Source organism: Arthrobacter sp. NPDC093125 (assembly GCF_044754225.1).
Taxonomy (GTDB): Bacteria; Actinomycetota; Actinomycetes; order Actinomycetales; family Micrococcaceae; genus Arthrobacter.
Window position 1 is genome coordinate 124,823 of the sequence record NZ_JBIVOQ010000005.1, and the last position, 19,946, is coordinate 144,768.

Consider the following 19,946-nt stretch of genomic DNA (forward strand, 5'->3'; position numbering starts at 1 on the left):
AGCGTAGTTCTTGGCCTCCTGCTCCAGAATCTGCAGATCACTGTATGGCTCTGGGGACCCTGAATCGATCGAGGGGTCAGCGGTGGGCGCGTGTACGGGGTTGGGTGTTGGTGTGTGCACGGGCTCGGGGTAGTCATAGACGCATCCCGCAGTTCCGCTGAGCGGGATCAGCAGGCACAGGGCGAACCCGATCCGGTGCCGCCTGTTCTTCATTCCCACATATCCATGGTGGGCAAGCCAGCAGTTCGAAACAACCACCGTGCCGATCAACGTGCATCATCTGGAAGACACGCCACACTGTACCCGCAACGCAGTCGGTGCCCAGGAGGACGATAGAGTCACGTCGGAGAGTACACCGGGCTTCATTCCTGGGTGGAAGATCGGAGCCTGCAGAATCTGCGACATAGCCCGGCAGTTGATGTGATCCTGCGTCGTACCGTCTAATCTCAGTCCTACCTGAGAGGCTGTCGGAAGGCTGGGTAATGGGCGAACATGTGCGGGCCGGGACGCTGCACGTATGGACGGAACAAGTCGGGGAAGGACCGGATGTTCTGTTACTCGGAGGGCTCGGCGACACTGTCGAGTCGTGGCAGTTTCAGCTGGACGGGCTTGCTGACCGGTTCCGCCTGACAGCCTTCGACAACCGGGGCGCCGGCCGGACCGCCAGGCCCGAGGGCGCCGTGTCTGTGGAGATGCTGGCCGACGATGCAGCCGCGGTCCTCCACGCTTATGACATACCGTCAGCCCATGTGGCCGGCTTCTCCGGTGGAAGCGTCATCGCCCAGGAGATGGCCCTGCGCCACCCGGATCTGGTCCGCAGCCTGGTCCTGCAGGGAACGTGGACGGAAATGGACAACTATCTGCGGACCTGGGCGCGCTTCATGAAGTGGCTAGTCGAGGTTGCACCCAGCGAACGGGCGTTCCACGAGGGCCATTTCCTGTTCACCTACACGCCCCGGTCCTACAACGACGGGACGGTCGACAGAATTATCGACGGCGTGCTGGCCCTGCCCCACAAGCAGAGCACCGAAGACATCCATGCCTTCATCGATGCCTTCATTGACCACAAAACGACAGACCGACTCCCCAATCTCCGGGTACCCGCACTCGTGCTGGCAGGCAGCAACGACCTGATCAGCCGCCCCAATCTCTGCCGCGCGGTGGCCGAAAAGATTCCAGGAGCACTGTTCGAGGTGTTTGAAGGGGAGGCACACCAGCCTTTCCAAGAAGTTCCTGACCGCTGGAATGACCGCGTCAGTGCCTTCTGGAGGAGTGTCCAGCAGGGCGCCGCGTGATCGGGTCGTCGTGCATGAGGACGAGCATTCAGCTGGCCGAAATGGCCTGCTGGTGGGGTCCGGTCATGGGCATCACCGCCTTCGCGCCGGCCGTCGGAACCCGCACCGCTGACGTCATCGGGGGCGCGCTTGTAATCCCCATTGTGGTGGCTGGCCAACTGCGCCACGATGTTCGTATGCGCGCTGAAGCAACGAAGGCGGAACTGAACCTTCCTCAGGCTTTCCTCCTTCTGGCAACGAACGATCAAGATGGCACACCCGAACTGCCGATGTACGTACTCAGGACCACCCTGGCAGGGGCGATACTGGCGGAGCTGGACCTGATTGGTGCAATCGAGCTGCAGGGGAAGCACGTGAGGGCTACCGGCACCGCCCCGAAGACAGAGTTACAGCACGAGCTGGATCTCATCCGTGGCAAATCACGGCCTCACACTCCCAAGCGTTGGGCCTCCATGCTGGAGGGCCGCGCCGAAATGCGGCGTGTCTACGAGGGGATGGCTTCGCGGGGGCTGGTGGAACACGCCGGCGAGAAGCACCTGGGTCTGTTCCGGACCGTGCGCTATCCGGAGAGGGACCACGCCCCGGAGGCGGAGCTCCTCAAGAAGATCGAGGTAGCACTCAGCGGTGGGACCTCTGACGTCGGGACGGGTGACTCCAAGGCGTCGGATACCGGGGTGGCTGATGCTACGGCCCGTGATGCCGTGGCGCAGGGTACCGCGGACCCTGATGCCATGGCGCAGGATGCCGGGGCCCCTGATGCCACGTCGCCTGCTCCCGCTAAGCCTGATTCCAAGGCACCCGACACCAGGACCATGGCGCTGATCGCGCTGCTTCAGGCGGCCGGGTTGCTCGGCAAGCTTTTCCCGGCAGCAGATAAAAGCTGGGCGGATGAGCTGGCGAAGGACTATTGGCCCGCCCGCGCGGTTGAGGACGAACTTCTCATGATCAGACTGGCGCAGGCGGAAGCCCCAACTTTGTGATCCTGCTGGACTGATCAACCTGCTGATGAAGGAGTGTGGGTGGGATGCCCAAAACAGGCAAGAACGACCACGCCCGTAAGGAAGAGCTTCCCTCGACCCTGCAGCGGTCCGAGCAGAAGGCCCAGGATACTTTCGCTAAGACCTACGACTCAGCCCTTGAGTCGTATGACAACGATGAGAGCCGTGCCGCCCGTGCTGCCTACGCATCCCTAAAGCACAGCTACGAGAAGGTGGGCGACCACTGGGAGCCAAAGGAGAAGCGTGGCCCCTCGGACGAGCGCGCGGAGGAGGGGCTGAAATCATCTGCGCCAACTGCCGGAGGCGTGGACGCGAACGCTTCCAAGGAGCACCTTTACAAGCGCGCCAAGGAACTGAACATTGACGGCCGTTCCAAGATGGACAAGGAAGAACTTGTCCAGGCGCTGCAGAAGGCAAACGATGCCGCAACTCGGAAGGCGCGTGGGGACTGACCAGGGGTATGGGCCCCCTAGCCCTTCGTTGGCCGGGAGTAAGAGGATCCGGACGGCGTCCTCTCCAACACACCGAAATCGATCATGTAGCGGCGCAGCAACACGACGTCGTCGGTGTAGCTGAGCAGCCGTTCATTGACCTGCCGTTCGGTGAGATCTTCGCCCGGCCTGACCGCCTCGTTGGCGATCCAGGTCAGGAGCTCCCGCCGCTCCGCCTGATTGGCCGGGTACCGGTCGATCCTGCCCAGGCGCATGAAGCGGGCAACTCCGGTTTGCGCCTGGCGTTTCGGTTGTTGGGTGATGAGACCGCGGAAGATCACCTCCGACGCCTCCAGTTCATTGTCAGGAGTCCGTTCGACGAGGCCCGTCTCAAGGAGGACGGCTATGGCCCGGTCCCGCCGCCGAGCACCCAGGTCAGCAGCGACATGGGCGAGTTCGGTTCCGAGCACTATCTGCGCATAGGCGGTCCGTGCGTCATTGTTGGCGAGTGCTGCCATCACCCGCCGCCAGTGCGGCCCGCTCTGCCTGGTTCCTCTGGTCACAGCGCTTCCCCTTGCTCTGGCGACGCCGGATGGGTTCCGGTCAGCCATTGGCCGATGCAACACGAAGAATCGTAGCCCCGGGCAGGGGGCACCGAAAAGGGAAGGCGCCCTTCATGGGGCAACTGGCGCCGAGCTGACATTCTGATGTGAAATGGTCTTTGGGATAACATCCTTGAGCGGGCCTGAAACGGCGGAGAACAACCTGGGCTATTGCGCTGGCCGTGTTGGGCGCATGTCTTCCCGGAGGCATCCCGATGGTTCCGGCGGGAAGTCATACCAATGGTCCAGGTGGCCCGCTCGGTCAACTAAAGGTTCGTGCAGCATCGTCGTCCACGGCCATAGGCAGCACTGGCCCTGACCAAGGGGGCGGGTGCCCCGGCGCTGGTGCCTTAGATGAATGCATATACGGGAAAGAACTTGGGAATCAGCGCCGGTTCCGTTGTTTCGGTCCACGTATCTTGCGCGTTCTGGCCGTCCTTCGCATCCGGGTTCTCCGCGGGCAAGTACGGCCCGGAATTTTGTCCGGGGTCCGTGAAGCCGGCGCTCCGGACGCCGCCTTCAGCATTCCGGATACCGCCCGCAGCGCTGCGGTCAGCATCTTCCGGGCCAGGCCCTGCCGTGACGGTCTCCGCGATAATGGTGCTGTGCGGCATTAACTGGCCCCCTAGCCTTCAGTCGGAAACTTCGACGGTTCCAGTCACAGACTAACTCCTACTGGACGGTAAGTTGACGATTTCCTCAATTCGACAAATCATTGAGTCTTCGAGGACCGTTCTCTGGCTCGGGGGGAGCGGGATCGGTTCATGAAGGGTCTCCGGACGTCCGCGTCCGCATTGGGGGGAGGGACCGTTTTCGGGCTGTGGGGAACAACGCTTCCCGGCCCGCTGACCGGCCCCTTGAGAAGCGCCCCGGCAGCCGCCAGGGCAAAAAGGAAGCAGCTCAAGCCGCCGGGCTGCCTCCCTTTTTCGTGCCACCACCCGGTGCTTTCCAGCACGCGCGGCTTCGACCACGCGAAGCAATCACGGCGAATCAAAACTCGGCTGCAGCCGCGCAACCAGCTCTCCACGGCTTCGCACGCCCGTCTTGGCAAACACGGATTTCAGATGGTCCTGCACAGTGTTCGCAGTCACGAACAGGTGGCTGGCGATGTCCGCCGTCGGGTAGCCGGCAATCACCTGGCGGCAGACCTCCTTTTCGCGGGGCGAGAGGTCGTACGCGGCGAACAGCATGCCCACGAGTTGCTCCCCGGGCACAGGCTCGATCGAAACAGCCACCTCGCCGTCGTCATCCCCGCCCACGAGCGGGCTGGCCTGCAGTAGGACCCACTGCCCCCGGGCGTCGCGTATCCGTGCCCGGAAACCGCCGGAGGCTGCGCCTCGCGCTCCTCCGGACATGATGCGCATGACCACCGTGAACCGGTACGGTGCGATCTCGTCGAGCCGTTCCCGCCACCGCTGGGCTTCCGGGGTGGCCGAACGCAAGTTTCCTTGGGAATCCAGGACTACGATCGAAGGACGAATGGCCTGGGTGCGGCCGGAAATCTCCGAACGCACCGCTAAGCGCGTTGCTGCGGCCAGGGCCGGGGCCACCGCGGTGAAGAATTCCACTTCACGGTCCGTGAAGTCCTTGCCGGCGCGGACCAGGCCTGCAGCACCCCAGCACACACCGTTGGAAGTAAAGAGGACGCGCAGTTCCTGTTGCACGCCGAGTGGCCGCCACACGTTCCTGAATCTGGCGCTCCGGTCATGGTCTTGCAGCGGCAGGTCGGACAGCCGGCTGTATGCCTCCCTGCGCCTGGCCATCGAGGCGAAGGTATGCGGCTCCTGCGGCGAGTACTCCGCCTCAGCCAAGAGCGGCTCATACTCGTGCGGTATGCGGGGCTCGCCGCTGGTCATGGTGCTGATCACGAGGGTTTCCGGATCGATCGCGGCCCAGCACGTCAGCTCGGACTTTACGTCGTGGCCCATCAGCTCGATGGCCGCGGCGTGCAAGTCACTGACCCCCAGGCCGGAAGCAGCCAAAGCTGCGATGTCCCGGCGGGCCCGATAGGCACGTTCCTCCCACACGGCCTCAGTATGGCACTGATGTGGCTTCGAATCATTCCCTGAATTCTGGGATTTCCCGCCCGCGAAGCGGCTCCTAACGTTGGTGGCATGAGCCACCTACTCCAGTATCTGCAACCCGGCGACGGCGTTGAGCTGCGTGCTCCCGACGCCACCCTGACCGTCAAAGTGGACAGCGAACACACCGACGGTTCCTATGAGCTCTTCGAGGTCGACGCGCCCCGCGAGGCCGCAGCGCCGCTGCACCGCACCGGATGGGCGAAGACCTACTACGTGCTGCAGGGCAGGATCATCGTCCAGATCGACGACGAGGGCTTTGACCTGGGGCCCGGCTCGGCAGTCGCCATCCCTCCCGGGGCCCTGCACACCTTCACCGTGCTCACGCCCGCGGCAAAGTTCCTGGTGTTCAGTCTGACCGGCGCCATGGGGCACTTTCACGCGGACCTGGACGCCTCCGTTCTGCCCGGGCGGCCCTTCGAGGAAACGATGCAGGACATCCAAAAGGTCCTCAGCCGCCATGACGTATCCATGGACGTCGGAAAGGTTCCGCAGTGACACCGCTGGTGTGGGTCTTCGCGCTGCTCGCGGCAGGTCTGCACATCCTGGTTTTCGTTTGGGAAGCGTTGGCTTTCCAGCGCCCGGCTGTCCACCAGCGCATCTTTTTCACGCCGACGGCGGATGTCCCCGCCGTCCGGCTCTGGGCCTTCGGTGTGGGCTTCTACAACCTGTTCCTGGCGTGCGGCACCATTGCCGGGGTAGTCGCGTGGAGCGGAGGAAATGAGACAGTCGGGCGTGCCCTGGTGATCTATACCTGCCTGTTCATGGCTCTCTCGGGTCTCGTCCTCTTCATCGCGGACCGTATGGAACTGGGCCGGGCACGCGGCAAAGGCATCGGCGGCGCGCTCGCCCAGGGCGTTCCGCCCCTCATCGCCCTCCTCGCGGCTGCGCTGTGAGCTGGCACCCGCACAACAGAGCAGCACCGAGCAACTGAGCAGCGCCGCACAACAGAACGGACCGAGCAACTGAACGGGTATGTGAACCGCGCACCTGAACTGTGCGTCTTAGTCCGTAAGCGCCGCACCCCTTGCCCGCCCCAGAACTTCGGGAGAGGAGATCGGCAAGACTGAAGGAGGGCTCTCATGACTCAGCTCGGCAAATTTGAGAAGTACCTGATCGAGGAATTTTTCGACGATTACCGGGCCGGTGCCATGAGCCGCCGCACCTTCACCCGGCGTGTGGCATTCATCACCGGAAGCATGGGCGCGGCCGCCGCGGCTATGCTGCTGGTCGGCTGCTCCCCGAACGAAGTACCGCGCAGCACGGACCCCATGCCCACGCCCAATCCAACGTCAGCACCAGGAACAGGAACAGGTACCGCCACTGCAGGCGCAGTTCCCGGGGCCAAGAGCCCCCTCTCCGTTGCGGAGGGAGCAGCAGGAATGACGACGGCGACAATCCAGTTCCCCTCCGAAGGATCCGATATCAGTGGTTACCTCGCGCGCCCTGATGGAAACAGCCCCGTACCTGCCGTCCTGGTCTGCCACGAAAACCGAGGACTGACCCCGCATATCCAGGACGTGGCCCGCCGCTTCGCGAAGGAAGGGTACGCAGCCCTGGCTCTGGACCTGCTCAGCCGGGAGGGCGGTACGGCAAACCTCGACCGGGACGCCATCCCCGGGGCGCTGACCAAGGCTGGAGCCCAGCGCCATGTCGCCGATTTCAAGGCAGCCTTCGCGTACCTCAACTCCCAGGACTACGTGGACGCAGGACGGATTGCGATGACAGGCTACTGCTTCGGCGGCGGCATCACCTGGCAGGCGGCGACGGAGCTGACCGGGTTGAAGGCGACCTCAGCGTTCTACGGACCCGCGCCGGACCTGGAGAAAGTGCCGACCATTAAGCCTGCGGTGTTCGGCGTCTACGCCGAACAGGACGACCGCATTACCGGCCCGATGCCGGAGTTCCGCGATGCCCTGGCCGCTACCGAGGTGCGCCACGAGCTCAAGGTGTACCCCGGCGTCGACCATGCTTTCCACAACGACACCGGCGAGCGCTACAACGAAACGCAGGCAACAGCCGCATGGAACGACACGCTGGCCTGGTTCAAGCAGTACGTCTAAGGCGCGTCACGCAGCAGGCGCTCCACCCGGCAGAATCTGCCCGTTAGGACCGCTCGAGCTGCACCATGACTTCGTAGTGGGACGTCTGCGGGAACATGTCCAGCAGGCGTACGCGCCGTGCCGTGAAGGACGGCATCGCGGCGAGGTCGCGCGCCAGCGACTTGGCGTTGCAGCTCGAATAGATGACATGCTGCACGTCCGAGGACTCCAGCCAGGCGCAAAGCTCCCTGCCGATGCCGCGCCGCGGAGGATTGACGATCACGAGCTCCGGCGTCCGGTCTGCTGACAGGGCGAAGGCGGTGGCGTCATCGGCCTGGAAGCCCACGCGCTGCAGTCCGGCGTCCCGGCTGCTCAGCTGCGCACTGACGATGGCTTCGCGGCTGGTTTCGATGCCGAGCACCTCGCGCGAGGGATCGGCGCAGTGCAGGGCAAAGCCGCCGACGCCGCAGTACAGGTCCCAGACCGAAGCCGGCCCCACCTCGTTCACCCATGCCCGGCCCTGCCGGTACAGGGCGGCGGCCATCTCGGTATTGGTCTGGAAAAAGCTTTGCGGCCTCAGGTGCAGGTCCAGGTCGTTGATGCGCATGCGCAGGGTGGACTGCTCTGTCAGCAGAATCTCCCGCTCGCCTTCCAGCACCGCCTTGTGCTCCGGGTGCACATTGACGGACACCACCTTCAGCTGGGGCAGCGCGTCCAGCAGGGACGGGAGGTGCCGGCGGATGCGGCCGGCCAGATTTTCCGACCGCAGCACGAAGCGGAGCATCAGCTCACCATCCGGAGATTCGGTGATGATCAGATGTTTCAGTTCACCGCTGCGCCGCGGCACGTCGTAGGGCGTCAGCCTGGCCTCGGTGATGAAGGCGGCGAACACGGGCAGGCAGGCCCGCAGGCCCGGCGAGCAGACGCCGCATTCGCGCAGGTCCACGCCGCGGCCCTCCGCATCGAGTATCCCGAGGGTGGGATTCCGGACCGATCCTCCGACAACCATTTTGGCCTTGTTGCGGAATCCTGATTCGCGGCTTTCCACCGGCGGAAGCCACTGCAGCGACGTGTGGTCTGCCAGGAGCGTCCGGCAGTGCAGCTCTTTGGCCGCCACCTGTTCGGCGTACGGCTGGCCCATATGTTTGCAGGAGAGGCACCGGGCGGCATCAAAGTAGGAACATTGCATGTCCGTCCAATTCTACTTTTCCCGGGGACTGCTCTGTACGACGGCGGCAGGGACCTAAGTGCCCGGCTTTCGCGGGGAGGCCGGCAACCGACGTCTGGGGACCCTGATTCTGTCAAAATCGTTGGCCGCAATGACCGTGGCACCGCCGGCACGGGCGGCAGCCTGCTCGGCGAGCGGCCCGACGTCGCCATAGCGCGACGAGAAGTGGGTGAGAACCAGGGTGCCCGCCCGTCCGGCGGCAGCGATGTCGCCGGCCTGCCCGGCGGTGAGGTGTGCATATTGCCGCGCCAGCCCGTCGTCGTCGTCGCTAAAGGTGGACTCGGTCACCAGCAGATCCGCGCCGGCGGCGAGGGCATCGGCGCCCTCGCACGGTGCGGTGTCCATGATGAAGGCGAAGCTTTGTCCTGGCCGTTCTACGCTGACGTCCTGCAGGCGCACACCCCGCAGGCTTCCCGCGCGCTGCAGCCGCCCGACGTCGGGGCCGGTGATGCCCGCCGCTGCAAGCTCCCTGGGCAGCATGGTGCGGCCGTCCGGTTCGGTGAGCCGGTATCCGAACGTTTCTATGCGGTGGCGCAGGGGCCTGACTTCCAGCCCCGGTGCAACCTGCCCGGCTCCGCCGTGTGGCTGCAGGTGCAGGTCCAGGCCGGGGGAGGCGACCGAAACGAGTGCACGGACAACGTCCTCGCCGGAGGCGGGGTAGTGGAGGTAAACCGGGTGCGCCGCCCTGTCCAGCACCATGCGGGACAGCACGCCGGGCAGGCCGAAGCAGTGGTCGCCGTGGACGTGCGTGAGGCAGATCCGGGTGATCTGGGAAGCGGAAACCCCTGCATGGATCATTTGGCGCTGCGTCCCCTCCCCGGGGTCGAAAAGCAGCCCCTCGCCGTCCCAGCGCAGCAGGTACCCGTTGTGGTTGCGGTTCCGCGTTGGCACCTGGGAGGCGGTTCCGAGCACGACCAGTTCACGCATGGAGCGAGTTTCTCACTTCGCCACCGGCCGGGGCCATGCCGGGCATCTTCCGGCGGCGTGTGTAAAGATCAACCATGCGTCCGATGCAGCTCTCCAGCAAACTCAACAACGTCCGCTACGAACTACGGGGGCCCCTGCTTCAAACGGCGAAGCGGATGGAGGCGGAGGGACACCGGATCCTCAAGATGAATCTGGGGGACACGGCGCTGTTCGGGCTGGAGGCGCCCGAATCTGTGGTCGTTGACATGATCCATCACCTGCGGGGCGCCCAGGGCTACAGCGACTCCAAGGGCATCTTTTCGGCGCGGACGGCAATCTCGCAGTACTACCAGACCAAGGGCCTGATGCAGATAGGTGTCGAGGATATCTTCATCGGCAACGGCGTCAGCGAGCTCATTTCCATGAGTTTGCAGGCCTTCATGGAAAACGGCGACGAGATCCTCATCCCTGCTCCGGACTACCCGCTGTGGACGGCTGCTGTCGCACTGACCGGCGGTAAACCCGTGCACTACCTGTGCGACGAGAGCGAGAACTGGTGGCCTGACATGGCCGACGTCGAAGCGAAGATCACGCCCCGCACCAAAGGGATCGTGATCATCAACCCCAACAACCCCACCGGTGCGGTCTACCCCCGGCAGATTCTTGAGCAGTTCGCCGCGCTCGCCCGAAAGCACAACCTCGTTCTCTTCTCGGACGAGATCTACGAGAAGATCACCTACGAGGACGCCGAACACATCCACACCGCCTCGGTGGCGGACGATGTCTGCTGCCTGACGTTCAGCGGGCTCTCCAAGGCCTACCGCATGCCGGGCTACCGCGCCGGTTGGGTGGCCATTACCGGCCCGCATGTGGCGACGCTGGCCTACCGCGAGGGGCTCGAACTGCTGGCTTCCCTGCGCCTGTGCCCGAACGTCCCCGCCCAGCATGCAATCCAGACCTGTCTCGGCGGTTACCAGAGCATCGAGGCACTGATACGGCCCGGGGGCAGGCTTCGCGAACAGCGGGACCGGGCCCTCAAGCTCCTGACAGCAATTCCCGGCATAACGTGCGTTCCGGCTGCCGGCGCCATGTATCTGTTTCCCCGCCTCGATCCTGACGTGTATCCGGTCAAGAACGATGAGCAGCTCGTGCTGGAGCTGCTGAAGGACCAAAAGATCCTGGTCTCGCACGGCACGGCATTCAATTGGCCCGAGACGGACCACTTCCGCTTCGTCATCCTGCCCTCCGTCGAGGACATCGAGGAAGCCGTGCGCAGGATCTCGGCATTTCTGTCCGCCTACCGGAACAGCTAGGACCCCGGAACAGCTAGGACCCCAGAACAGCTGATACCGGGGGAGCGTTTGGGCGTCAGCCGACGGGATGGCCGTGGATGCAGGTGGTTTCATCCGGCAGGATCTCGTGCCCCTGAATGCATGTCACCGAGGGCGCCTGCGGCGTATCGTGCGCCAGGTAGAACAGGCTGCTCCGGCCGCGGCTGAACTGGCCGTCCTCCCGCTGCAACCAGGTAAACGGTTTTCGCAGGTGCCCGGGCGTATCTGAGCGCTCATGGTGGAAATGGATAAACGGAATCTTGACCATGGCGACCTCGACCTTTCATTTTTCGGTCGCTGCTGATGTGCAGTGGAAGGCACCCGGTAAACGGGCAGGTGCATTGAGTATAGGCTCCGCCGGCGGTGCTGGGGACTGCCAGTTGCAGCCGCACGGGCAGGCAGCGGCGCGATTAGACGGACCGGTTGTCGGTGTAAAGAATAAAGGGGTGAGTGAGGCCGGTGAGTTCATCGACGCTGCCCTGCAGCGGGAAGGGGCCTGGTATCGGGCCGACGAAATGCGCCTGCGGCACGCCGGCAGCCTTGAGATGGGCGAAACCGCAGCTGCTCATTCATGGAAGGGCCAACTTCAGTACTACGGCTCGTCGGTCGGCGCGGTAAGGGGAACAGTACGCGACGCCCTGCGCCGCCATCCGGGACTGACGCACGATGAGGTCACGGCGCTCAGCTCCGAGCTGTGGGACGTGCCGGTGTTCGAACGCCGGCTCGCCGCCGTGGTTCTCCTGCAGTCCAGGGTGGCAGTCCTGCGGAACTCTGACCTGACCCGCATAGAGGGCTTTGTCCGGACGGCCCGGTTACGCGACCTGGTGGATCCGCTCGCCGTCGACGTCGTCGGTCCCCTAATGGAGGGGCTCGACCAGCAAAGCCGGGCACGTGCTGACGCCGTGCTGGACCGCTGGGTGCGGGAACCGGACGTGTGGTTGCAACGTGCCGCCCTCCTGGCCCCGCTGCGGGCCTTCCGCCGGGGCGACGGCGACTGGGACCGGTTCTTAGCCCACGCAAGGATCGCTCTTGCGGAGCCTGCCGGCCCGGAACCCGACAGAACAGGACCCGACGGCGGGGCAGCCCGGGAGGCTGTGGCGCTCGTCCTGGACGCCGTGGCTACGAGCCGGCCGGAACTGCGGCTACCGCCAGACGTTGCAGGCCTGGGAAGGCTTTGCCAGGACTAATTCTGTGAGGGACTAGGCGCCGACCTTCTCGAGCTCGTCCTCGACGGCGGGCTCTGCCTTGACGGTGGGGCGTGCCTCTGGCCCGGGGGCTGCCTTTGCAGGGGCTGCCGCGGGAATCTGCTGCCGGAGAGGGTTGAACTGGCTGGGGCCGAGGGCGCCGAACTCGTAGGCGGTTTCGGCGTGCTCCGTGAGGTCGATGCCCCTGACCTCGTCCTCATGGCTGACGCGGAAGCCGATGGTCTTGTCGATTGCGATGCCGATGACGGCCGTCATGAGGACGGAAAGCCCCAGCGTGATGAGAACGCCAACCGTCTGGGCGATGAGCTGCTGGAAGCCGCCGCCGTAGAAGAGGCCTCCGCCCGCGCCGTCGACCGGCAGGGCAATGAAGCCCAGGGCCAGCGTGCCAACGAGCCCGGCACCCAGATGGACGCCGACAACGTCCAGCGAGTCGTCGAAACCGAACTTGTACTTCAGCTCCACGAACAGAGCGCAGGCGAATCCGGTGACCAGGCCGAGGGCCACGGCGGCGAGCGGACTGATGTTTGCGCAGGAGGGAGTGATGGCCACAAGGCCGGCAACGGCGCCGGACGCTGCGCCCAGGGACGTCGGGTGGCCGTGGCGGTGCTTCTCGGTGATGAGCCAGCTGAGCACTGCAGCGGCAGGGGCAACAAGTGTGTTGATCCAGATCAGCCCTGCCTGCTCAGCCGTGGTGGCGGCGCCGGCGTTAAAACCGAACCAGCCGAACCAGAGCAGGCCGGCGCCCAGCATGATGATCGGCACGTTGTGCGGGCGGTGCCCCGGGTCCTTGGCGAATCCATGGCGCTTGCCGACGATCAGGGCCAGGACCAGGGCGGCACTGCCGGAGCTGATTTCAACGACCATACCGCCGGCGAAGTCGATGACCTGCCCGAAGGCTGCGGTGACTGCTCCGTCCTGGCCCATGAGGCCTCCGCCCCACACCATGAAGGCGAGGGGGCAGTACACTGCGGTGATCCACAGCGGGACGAAAGCAACCCAGGCGGTGAACTTGGCCCGGTCCGCGATGGCGCCGCTGATCAGGGCAACGGTCAGCATGGCGAAGGTGCCGCTGAAACCGGCCTTGATGAGTTCGGTTCCTCCCACGTTGGACAGTCCGAAGTTGGCGAAGGGATTTCCGACGATTCCCATGACGCCCTCGCCGCCGCTCATGGAGTATCCCCAGAGCACCCAGACAACGCCGACGATGCCCGCCGAGACGAAACTCATCATGATCATGTTCAGCGCTGCCTTTGCGCGCGTCATGCCACCGTAAAAAAGGCCCAAGGCCGGGGTCATGAGCAGAACGAGTGCCCCCGACACCATTACCCAGACGTCTGCCGCAGTGAGTTCCACCAGCGTGTCCCTTCGCATCAAGTTTGCCTGCGGGCTCCTTTAGTGCCCGGCGCTTCCCCCTCATCGATACTGGTGGAGGTTTGTTTCGGGTCATGGCGGGTGAAGTTACGTCAAAGTTTCGGAAACGGCCTCTGCGTAAAGCCGGCGTGACCTTCGTGTTTCGGGCACGTTAACGGCGGCGCCCACCCGCTTTTCCTGCTGCGGCCGTCATCCCCGTCCCGTCAGGGAAAACCGCGCATTGATCCGTCGGAGAAGTGAGGACGGCTCCAGGAAGCTCATTGCGGTGCCGTGAACGGATCCTCACGGAAAGAAAGGGTGCCTGAACGTGCAGCCCGGGGGATTGACCGCCGCCATACGCCGCGGCCACGATGGGGTATGACAGATTCCGCAGTTACCGGCGAAGAGTATTTTGACGACGAGCACCAGGCGGGCACCGGTGGCGACCCGGGAAGAGCGCCCGACGGCGGCACTGGCCGGGGCGCGCAGGCTGCCGAGGGTTCGGGGGCGGAGAGCGTGGAGGACATTGCGGAAGAGGTCCGCGATGACATCCGGCTGGGCCACGTCGTGGACGACGACGTCAGCCACGTCCTCGAGGAACGCCTGGAAGGTGCCGGCATCGACATGCGCCCAGAGGACGTAGACGAGCTGGCTGAAGAGATCGAGCGGGACGCGTCAACGTAGGAGCTGCAGTGGAGGACCCTCACGACCTGGAGCGCTTCGTCGCAGCCCAGGATAATGGCGGCATTTACGACCAGGCGCTCGCCGAGCTGCAGAACGGCAGCAAGCGAAGCCACTGGATGTGGTTCATCTTTCCCCAGCTCACAGGACTGGGGCAAAGCGCCACCTCCAAGAGGTACGCAATCCGGTCCCTGGATGAGGCAACAGCGTACCTGCAGCACCCGGTGCTCGGCCCGCGGCTGATCGAATGCGCGGACACCGTCGGCACGCTCAACGACGTGACGGCGGAAGAGATCTTCGGTAGCGTCGATGCCCGAAAGCTGCATTCCTCCATGACCCTGTTCCTGCGTGCAGCGCCAGGGGAAACGGCGTTCAAGCAGGTGCTCAGCCGCTTCTTTGATGGAGAACCGGACCCGGCAACGGACGAACTGCTCAGGGCGCAGCGGCTTCACAGCTGACCTGCCGTTCACCGGAAGGTATCGCCGGGCCCGGTGCTTCGCTGGGGAAAGCGCCGGGCCCGGCAGTCCTTTATCAACGGGTCGCGGCTCCCTTGTTCTTAAGGACATGTCTACTCTCCCGGCTGAGTCTTGGGAAAAGCCCGGGCAACAGACCCGAACTGGTGGTTGCCCTGATCCCCCTGAACAGGGGGTGGTCCCAAGGTTTTCCGGGATTGCGAAGGTTTAGCAGGGAAGTCGGTGTCCTTCATTTCCAATGTCCGGCGGTCCTACACTGGAAGCACGAGCCAGCCCGCACCCAGCGGGATGCGCGGGACGGAAGGACAGAGTCATGGGTCTGGACGACAAGATCGATAACGCAGCTGAAAAACTTGGCGGCAAGGCCAAGGAAGGCGCTGGCAGGGCCAGTGACGACCCGGCCCTGGAAAGCGAAGGCAAGACCGACCAGGCCAAGGCCGACCTCAAGCAGGCCGGCGAAAAAGTCAAGGATGCATTCAAGCGCGACTGACCCGGCTTAGCGGGAAGCCCTCCCAACCTCCATGAGCTTCACGTCAAGCAAGCGCCCGCCGTCGACCGTCGCAGTCATGTAGGTGCATACAGGCTGCCGGCGGCGGTCCGTCGGCGAGCCGGGGTTCAGCAACCGCAGCCCGCCTGCGGACGTCGTATCCCAGGGAATGTGGGAGTGGCCGAAAACCAGCACATCTGTGTCCGGGAAGAGCGCCTCACAGCGCTCTTCCCGTCCTTTTGCGGCGCCTGTTTCATGGATCATGCTGAAGCGAACCCCATCCAGCGAGACGCTGGCGGTTTCCGGCAGCCGCTGGCGCAGGTCGTCGCCGTCGTTGTTGCCGTAGACTCCGATCAGGCGCCGGCAGCGCCGCTCGAACTCATCCAACAGCCCGGCCGAGACCCAGTCACCTGCATGGAACACCACATCTGCCTCGTCGACGGCGGCCCACACGTGGTCAGGCAGCGCGCGTGCGCGCTTGGGAACATGGGTGTCGGAAACAAGAAGCAACCGCAGGCTCATCAAAGCATCTTCGCATGGGGCAGACTGGGACGATGGAAAACATCGTGCCTGCCCAGCCCGGGGATCCCCGTCGTCCACTCGGCCCGCGAGACCCGGGCGACGCTTGGGTGGAGGGGGAGCGCGGGCGGTTCTGGGGCCGCTTCGGCTCCGCGGGCCTCCTTGCCCATGACTGGGAGAAGGGGGTCCTGCTGCAGCACCGCGCCGTCTGGAGCGATCACGGAGGAACCTGGGGACTGCCGGGCGGAGCGCTTCACCAGGGGGAGGACGCCGTGACCGGAGCTCTCCGCGAGGCTTTCGAGGAAGCGGCCGTTCCGGAACAAAACGTCAAGGTTCTGTTCACCTCGGTTTTCGACGTCGGCTACTGGTCCTACACGACGGTTGCGGCCCGCGTGACCGAACCCTTCGATCCGGAAATTGCGGATCCCGAAAGTATTGAACTGAAGTGGATTCCGTTTGAGGACGTCGAGGACCTCAACCTCCATCCTGCCTTCGCCGCGTCCTGGCCGGCGCTCAGCGCAAAGCTGCTCGACCATGAACGGGTGGGGCCTTCGTGACGGACTTTGAGCGGTTCCGGGTCCTCCTGGAGGAGGAACGCGCCCGGAAAATCGCCCTCCTTCCCGCGCTCCGGGCGGACATCGTCTCGGCCAACGCTGCCCGGCAAAACTCCAACGTGGACGATGAACACGATCCCGAAGGCGCCACCATCGCCTTCGAACTCTCGCAGGCATCGGCCCTGATGGACCAGAGCAGCTCGGGCCTTGCCCAGATTGAAGCAGCGCTGGACCGGATCGCAGCGGGTGCGTACGGCTCGTGTGCCATCTGCGGGGAGCGGATTGCGGAGGGACGGCTTGAAGCCAGGCCCTGGACGCCGTTCTGCATCCTGCATGCGAGAGGTAAGGCCTGAGGGGACCGAGGCCAATTCTCGGGGCCGGCTGCCTGTTCCGCAGAAGGGTCGGAAACCGTACCCTAGGGCTGGGAGGTGATTGCCATGGAGGCAGCCCAGGGAGACCGCATCATTATCCGGGGCCGTACCGTAGAGTCCTCGGACCGGCACGGCGAAATCCTGGAAGTCCGCGGCCCGAACGGAACCCCGCCGTACCACGTCCGGTTTGACGACGGCCACGAGACCATCCTGTATCCCGGCGGTGATTTCACCGTCGAGCGCCACACAACATAACTCCTCCGGTGCGCAAACCTGCGGGACAACCTGACCGGGTCCTGCTCGTCATCCTGTCCATCATCGGTGTCCTCGTGGTGGCGTCGTTGGCCGCAATATTCGTCCGCGGCCAGCCGGAGCCATTGAGTGAGGACACCCCCGCGGGCGTTGTGCAGCGCTACACCGCCGCCGTCCTTGACGGGGACGAATCCACGGCGGAAGGCTACCTTGCGGGACAGCGGGGACGGCCCGGTCTGCCTTGCGGTCCGGCGGACCGTCCTCCGGCGGAAGGCCTGCGGGTCACGCTCGTGTCGACGACGGAACGTGCCGATTCTGCCGACGTCCGCGTGGCTATTGCCATGTCGGATGGAGCCGGTCCTTTCGGGAGCCCGGTATACGAAACCGAGGACGTGTTTGACCTCATCAAGGTCGGCGATAAGTGGCTCGTGCAGACGGCTCCGTGGCAGCTCACCATCTGCCCGGCAGCAGGCGTAAAACCGTGAGCCGCGGTGATGGGCCACTGAGCACTGTTAGGCCGGAGGCGGCCCTGCCGCCGCACCCTGCGTTGACTACGGTACGCCGATTGATATTGTTTCTGCTCCTCTTTGCCCTTGTCCTGATTGGCGCGTCCGGACTGAGCGGCCTGTTGGGCAGGCTGTTTTCCAGCGGAAGTACGCTCGCCGAGCGCGACGTCGGCGGTCTGGCCAGATGGCTCGCCTTCGCCCTGGTCGGCGGCACGCTGGCGGCCATTCTGTGGTGGGCAGTGTGGCGCCGGCTGCGCGAGAGCGGGGAGCGGGATTCGCTTGCCTGGGCCCTCTATATCGCAGGCGTCTATGCGGTGGCCCTAACAACGTTCGTTACCGCACTCCTGGGACTGCTGTCGTCGGTGATACGCGGGAATTCACAATGGCAGGCAGCGACGGCCATGGGGCTGGTTTGGGCACTGGTCTGGGCTTGGCACCGGCGGGCCTGGCTTCATCCGGCCAAAGGACCCGTCCGCCTCGCCGGAGTGCCCACCGTGTTCGGTTGGGTGTTCGGGCTGCTGGTCGGCACAGGCGGCGCGCTCGCAGCGTTGGGAAACCTGTTCGACGTCGTTCTTCAGGGATTCACCGGTGCACAGTCCGTGGGGGAGCCGTGGTGGGTGCCAGTCGTGCAGCCTTTGGTCTGGGCAGCCGGTGGCGCCACGGTCTGGTGGTGGCACTGGGTCCCCGGTGGCGGACTCCACCTCAAAACGGGACTGGCCGACGTGGCCGTGGCGGTCGCCGGCATCCTGGCTGGCTGCATTCTTGCCCTGGCCGGCACAGCGGCAACGCTGTTCGTGCTGCTCCGGTTGGCCTTCGACCGGCCAGACACGGCCGCGCAGCTCCTTGATCCCCTGGGTCCGGCCCTCGCGGCAGCAGCGGTCGGATCGGTGCTCTGGCGCTACCACGCTGCGGTCGCAGGGCACCGCTCGGGCGCCCTGCGCCAGGCATCACGACTGCTGCCGGCCGGTGCCTCGCTGGTGGCTGCGGCCTCCGGCGTTGGCGTCGTGGTCAGTGCAGCGCTCGGGCTGGCCGAAACCACTCTCGCTGGAACTGGCACAAGGACGCTGTTGCTGGGCGGCCTCAGCGCTCTTGCTGTCGGCGGCCCGGTCTGGTGGCAGGTGTGGGGTCCTCTGCATCAGCGGGACGTGGCGCCACAACGGGGACAGCGTATTTACCTGGCGGTGGTGTTCGGAATCAGTGCAGTTGTGGCGCTCATTGCACTGCTGGCAATTGGTTACCAAGTGTTCGAGCACCTTCTCAACGACACAGGCAGGGGAAGCCTGTTGGGGCGTGTGCGCGCGCCGTTCGGCTGGCTTGTTGCCACAGGACTTGTGGCGGCATATCACTACAGCGTGTGGAGGCGGGAACAGGCGGCCGAGGCGGAGTCCGTTCCGCCGCGGGGGGACCGTGTTCCTTTGGGCCGAATTGGGCACGTCGTTCTGGTGACGGGCTCTGATCCCGGTCCGTTGTGCCGCGCAATCAGCGGCGCCAGCGGCGCTGCCGTCACGGTGTGGGAGAGGACCGACGCCGGTGCTGCCGCGGAAGCCGCCAAAGAACCGGAACCCAACGAGCTGGCGCGTGCCATGCACGGACTAACTTGCGAGCGCGTGCTCGTTATCGTCGGCTGGGACGGCCGGTTTGAGATTATCCCCCTGACGCCGCCTCATGCGACGGGCTTCCCTTGATCGGTGAGCGGTCCTGACCGTATTCGGCAGTGACCAGGATCGGGAGGTGATCAGACTTGCCGCGGGGCAGCGTCTCGACGCTTTCGATGTCCAGCCCCAGGGACGTGGCGAAATCGAAGTGCCCTTTGAAGACCTTGTATCGCGTGTACGTTCTGCGGTCGCTGAGCGAGAGGGCGTAACCGGAATCCCGCATGTGAGCGTGCAGGCTCTTGGTGAAGAACGGGTAATTGAAGTCGCCCACCATCAGGGTCATGAGCCCGCTGCCCATGCTCAGCAGCTCCGCGTGCGCGGCATGGATCTGCTTGCGCCGAAGGGAATTGGAGGCGGTCAGCGGTGCGGCATGAAATGAACCAATGACCAGCTCGTGGTCGGTTTCGTTATCCACCACGCGGGTGCCGATGAGGCGCTCGTGGGCTGGTGCCATGACGCGGTCGTGCATGGATTTTTTCAGCGCAAAGGTCTTCGTTTCCAGCGCGGTGAACCGCTCGGTGCGGTAATAGATCGCAAGGCCGAGCCGATTGCCCTTGGTGACGTCGGCCAGGTGCAGGGGCCCGAGGGTCTCCGGGAGATCTGCGGAATCGCATTCCTGGAGGCACAGTGCATCAATTCCGAAATTGCGGGCCAGGTTGACCAGCTCCCCGCTCGCTTTGTGCTTGCGGAGGTTGTAGCTAATTACTCGCATCAGTGGAACACCTCTTCCGAGGGCTGCTAGAAGGACCAGTCTCCGAGTCTATCCAGAACATCATATGGAGGTTGGCACATTAAGCGCGCCTCCGGCGCGGCATGGGAACCGTGCCCGAGGCGGACCGGATCAGTGACTTACCTCGACCGGGGCCTGGGTCTCAACGCCACACAGCAGGCGAACTTCGACGCCAGGTAGGCATAGCGGTCGGGTGGTCAGAACGACTCCGCCCCCGAAGAAGCCTGACTGACTGTACAGACTCCAGGG

Annotated in this window: 25 protein-coding genes; 16 read left to right on the top strand and 9 right to left on the bottom strand. The window is 64.7% G+C overall.

The genetic code is table 11. The features are described 5' to 3' along the window. Window positions 1–482: 482 nt before the first annotated feature. The 3 genes from ACIP9X_RS12195 (at window position 483) to ACIP9X_RS12205 (ending at window position 2,745) form a co-directional block, all read left to right on the top strand. Window positions 483–1,295: an alpha/beta fold hydrolase gene (locus ACIP9X_RS12195; RefSeq protein WP_400480000.1), complete on the top strand. Its 813-nt coding sequence runs from the start codon at window positions 483–485 to the stop codon at window positions 1,293–1,295. 176 nt (window positions 1,296–1,471) lie between these two features. Next, window positions 1,472–2,275, top strand: coding sequence for a GPP34 family phosphoprotein (locus ACIP9X_RS12200; RefSeq protein WP_400480154.1), 804 nt, complete (start codon window positions 1,472–1,474; stop codon window positions 2,273–2,275). Window positions 2,276–2,319: 44 nt separating this feature from the next. Next, the gene (locus tag ACIP9X_RS12205) at window positions 2,320–2,745 is read left to right on the top strand and encodes a ChaB family protein (protein ID WP_400480001.1); all 426 of its coding nucleotides are present in this window, start codon (window positions 2,320–2,322) and stop codon (window positions 2,743–2,745) included. Window positions 2,746–2,762: 17 nt separating this feature from the next. On the opposite strand, the gene ACIP9X_RS12210 is transcribed toward ACIP9X_RS12205, so the two are convergent. From ACIP9X_RS12210 to ACIP9X_RS12220, 3 genes are all read right to left on the bottom strand, one after another. Beyond that, window positions 2,763–3,287 carry a DUF2087 domain-containing protein gene (locus tag ACIP9X_RS12210; protein WP_400480002.1) on the bottom strand — a complete coding sequence of 175 codons (525 nt, stop codon included), beginning with the start codon at window positions 3,285–3,287 and terminating at the stop codon, window positions 2,763–2,765. 389 nt (window positions 3,288–3,676) lie between these two features. Next, window positions 3,677–3,940, bottom strand: coding sequence for a hypothetical protein (locus ACIP9X_RS12215; RefSeq protein WP_400480003.1), 264 nt, complete (start codon window positions 3,938–3,940; stop codon window positions 3,677–3,679). Between the two features lie 366 nt (window positions 3,941–4,306). Beyond that, window positions 4,307–5,353, bottom strand: coding sequence for a LuxR C-terminal-related transcriptional regulator (locus tag ACIP9X_RS12220; RefSeq protein ID WP_400480004.1), 1,047 nt, complete (start codon window positions 5,351–5,353; stop codon window positions 4,307–4,309). Between the two features lie 87 nt (window positions 5,354–5,440). Here ACIP9X_RS12220 and ACIP9X_RS12225 point away from each other — a divergent pair, with 87 nt between their 5' ends. The 3 genes from ACIP9X_RS12225 to ACIP9X_RS12235 all read left to right on the top strand — a co-directional run bounded on the left by ACIP9X_RS12225 (window position 5,441) and on the right by ACIP9X_RS12235 (window position 7,470). Further along, window positions 5,441–5,905 (top strand): cupin domain-containing protein, encoded by a 465-nt coding sequence (locus tag ACIP9X_RS12225; protein WP_400480005.1) that lies wholly within the window; start codon window positions 5,441–5,443, stop codon window positions 5,903–5,905. Beyond that, window positions 5,902–6,303: a DUF1304 domain-containing protein gene (locus ACIP9X_RS12230; RefSeq protein ID WP_400480006.1), complete on the top strand. Its 402-nt coding sequence runs from the start codon at window positions 5,902–5,904 to the stop codon at window positions 6,301–6,303. Before ACIP9X_RS12225 ends, ACIP9X_RS12230 begins: the two co-directional genes overlap by 4 nt. Window positions 6,304–6,489: 186 nt before the next feature. Continuing rightward, complete coding sequence (locus ACIP9X_RS12235; RefSeq protein WP_400480007.1) at window positions 6,490–7,470, top strand: dienelactone hydrolase family protein; 981 nt, start codon at window positions 6,490–6,492, stop codon at window positions 7,468–7,470. 43 nt (window positions 7,471–7,513) lie between these two features. On the opposite strand, the gene rlmC is transcribed toward ACIP9X_RS12235, so the two are convergent. Together rlmC and ACIP9X_RS12245 are read right to left on the bottom strand one after the other, a co-directional pair. Beyond that, on the bottom strand, window positions 7,514–8,638 hold the full coding sequence (rlmC, locus tag ACIP9X_RS12240) for a 23S rRNA (uracil(747)-C(5))-methyltransferase RlmC (protein WP_400480008.1): 1,125 nt from the start codon (window positions 8,636–8,638) through the stop codon (window positions 7,514–7,516). 54 nt (window positions 8,639–8,692) lie between these two features. After that, complete coding sequence (locus ACIP9X_RS12245) at window positions 8,693–9,604, bottom strand: ribonuclease Z (RefSeq protein ID WP_400480009.1); 912 nt, start codon at window positions 9,602–9,604, stop codon at window positions 8,693–8,695. Between the two features lie 74 nt (window positions 9,605–9,678). Here ACIP9X_RS12245 and ACIP9X_RS12250 point away from each other — a divergent pair, with 74 nt between their 5' ends. Continuing rightward, complete coding sequence (locus tag ACIP9X_RS12250; RefSeq protein ID WP_400480010.1) at window positions 9,679–10,896, top strand: pyridoxal phosphate-dependent aminotransferase; 1,218 nt, start codon at window positions 9,679–9,681, stop codon at window positions 10,894–10,896. A gap of 55 nt (window positions 10,897–10,951) precedes the next feature. Here the strand turns inward: ACIP9X_RS12250 and ACIP9X_RS12255 are convergent, their stop codons facing one another. Then, window positions 10,952–11,182 carry a hypothetical protein gene (locus tag ACIP9X_RS12255; RefSeq protein ID WP_400480011.1) on the bottom strand — a complete coding sequence of 77 codons (231 nt, stop codon included), beginning with the start codon at window positions 11,180–11,182 and terminating at the stop codon, window positions 10,952–10,954. Between the two features lie 178 nt (window positions 11,183–11,360). On the opposite strand from ACIP9X_RS12255, the gene ACIP9X_RS12260 reads away from it, so the two are divergent. Continuing rightward, entirely contained in the window at window positions 11,361–12,101 is a 741-nt protein-coding gene (locus tag ACIP9X_RS12260) for a DNA alkylation repair protein (RefSeq protein WP_400480012.1), read from the top strand. Window positions 12,102–12,113: 12 nt separating this feature from the next. On the opposite strand, the gene ACIP9X_RS12265 is transcribed toward ACIP9X_RS12260, so the two are convergent. Then, window positions 12,114–13,490: an ammonium transporter gene (locus ACIP9X_RS12265; RefSeq protein ID WP_400480013.1), complete on the bottom strand. Its 1,377-nt coding sequence runs from the start codon at window positions 13,488–13,490 to the stop codon at window positions 12,114–12,116. A gap of 357 nt (window positions 13,491–13,847) precedes the next feature. Between ACIP9X_RS12265 and ACIP9X_RS12270 the strand changes: the two genes are divergently transcribed. The 3 genes from ACIP9X_RS12270 (at window position 13,848) to ACIP9X_RS12280 (ending at window position 15,113) form a co-directional block, all read left to right on the top strand. After that, on the top strand, window positions 13,848–14,153 hold the full coding sequence (locus ACIP9X_RS12270) for a hypothetical protein (RefSeq protein ID WP_400480014.1): 306 nt from the start codon (window positions 13,848–13,850) through the stop codon (window positions 14,151–14,153). Window positions 14,154–14,161: 8 nt separating this feature from the next. Then, complete coding sequence (locus ACIP9X_RS12275) at window positions 14,162–14,608, top strand: DUF1810 domain-containing protein (RefSeq protein WP_400480015.1); 447 nt, start codon at window positions 14,162–14,164, stop codon at window positions 14,606–14,608. Window positions 14,609–14,936: 328 nt separating this feature from the next. Next, window positions 14,937–15,113, top strand: coding sequence for a CsbD family protein (locus tag ACIP9X_RS12280; protein WP_400480016.1), 177 nt, complete (start codon window positions 14,937–14,939; stop codon window positions 15,111–15,113). A 6-nt stretch (window positions 15,114–15,119) separates the two neighbouring features. Here the strand turns inward: ACIP9X_RS12280 and ACIP9X_RS12285 are convergent, their stop codons facing one another. Continuing rightward, complete coding sequence (locus ACIP9X_RS12285) at window positions 15,120–15,632, bottom strand: metallophosphoesterase family protein (protein ID WP_400480017.1); 513 nt, start codon at window positions 15,630–15,632, stop codon at window positions 15,120–15,122. A 32-nt stretch (window positions 15,633–15,664) separates the two neighbouring features. On the opposite strand from ACIP9X_RS12285, the gene ACIP9X_RS12290 reads away from it, so the two are divergent. From ACIP9X_RS12290 to ACIP9X_RS12310, 5 genes are all read left to right on the top strand, one after another. After that, window positions 15,665–16,186, top strand: coding sequence for an NUDIX domain-containing protein (locus tag ACIP9X_RS12290; protein ID WP_400480018.1), 522 nt, complete (start codon window positions 15,665–15,667; stop codon window positions 16,184–16,186). Then, window positions 16,183–16,536, top strand: coding sequence for a TraR/DksA family transcriptional regulator (locus ACIP9X_RS12295; protein ID WP_400480019.1), 354 nt, complete (start codon window positions 16,183–16,185; stop codon window positions 16,534–16,536). The genes ACIP9X_RS12290 and ACIP9X_RS12295 overlap by 4 nt, the downstream gene beginning before the upstream one ends. 84 nt (window positions 16,537–16,620) lie before the next feature. Then, window positions 16,621–16,809, top strand: a complete 189-nt coding sequence (locus ACIP9X_RS12300; RefSeq protein ID WP_400480020.1) for a DUF1918 domain-containing protein — start codon at window positions 16,621–16,623, stop codon at window positions 16,807–16,809. An 8-nt stretch (window positions 16,810–16,817) separates the two neighbouring features. Continuing rightward, on the top strand, window positions 16,818–17,291 hold the full coding sequence (locus ACIP9X_RS12305) for a hypothetical protein (RefSeq protein WP_400480021.1): 474 nt from the start codon (window positions 16,818–16,820) through the stop codon (window positions 17,289–17,291). Between the two features lie 80 nt (window positions 17,292–17,371). Next, the gene (locus ACIP9X_RS12310) at window positions 17,372–18,997 is read left to right on the top strand and encodes a DUF5671 domain-containing protein (protein ID WP_400480022.1); all 1,626 of its coding nucleotides are present in this window, start codon (window positions 17,372–17,374) and stop codon (window positions 18,995–18,997) included. Here ACIP9X_RS12310 and ACIP9X_RS12315 read toward each other — a convergent pair. Beyond that, window positions 18,957–19,679: an endonuclease/exonuclease/phosphatase family protein gene (locus ACIP9X_RS12315; RefSeq protein WP_400480023.1), complete on the bottom strand. Its 723-nt coding sequence runs from the start codon at window positions 19,677–19,679 to the stop codon at window positions 18,957–18,959. The genes ACIP9X_RS12310 and ACIP9X_RS12315 overlap by 41 nt on opposite strands. Window positions 19,680–19,946 lie beyond the last annotated feature (267 nt).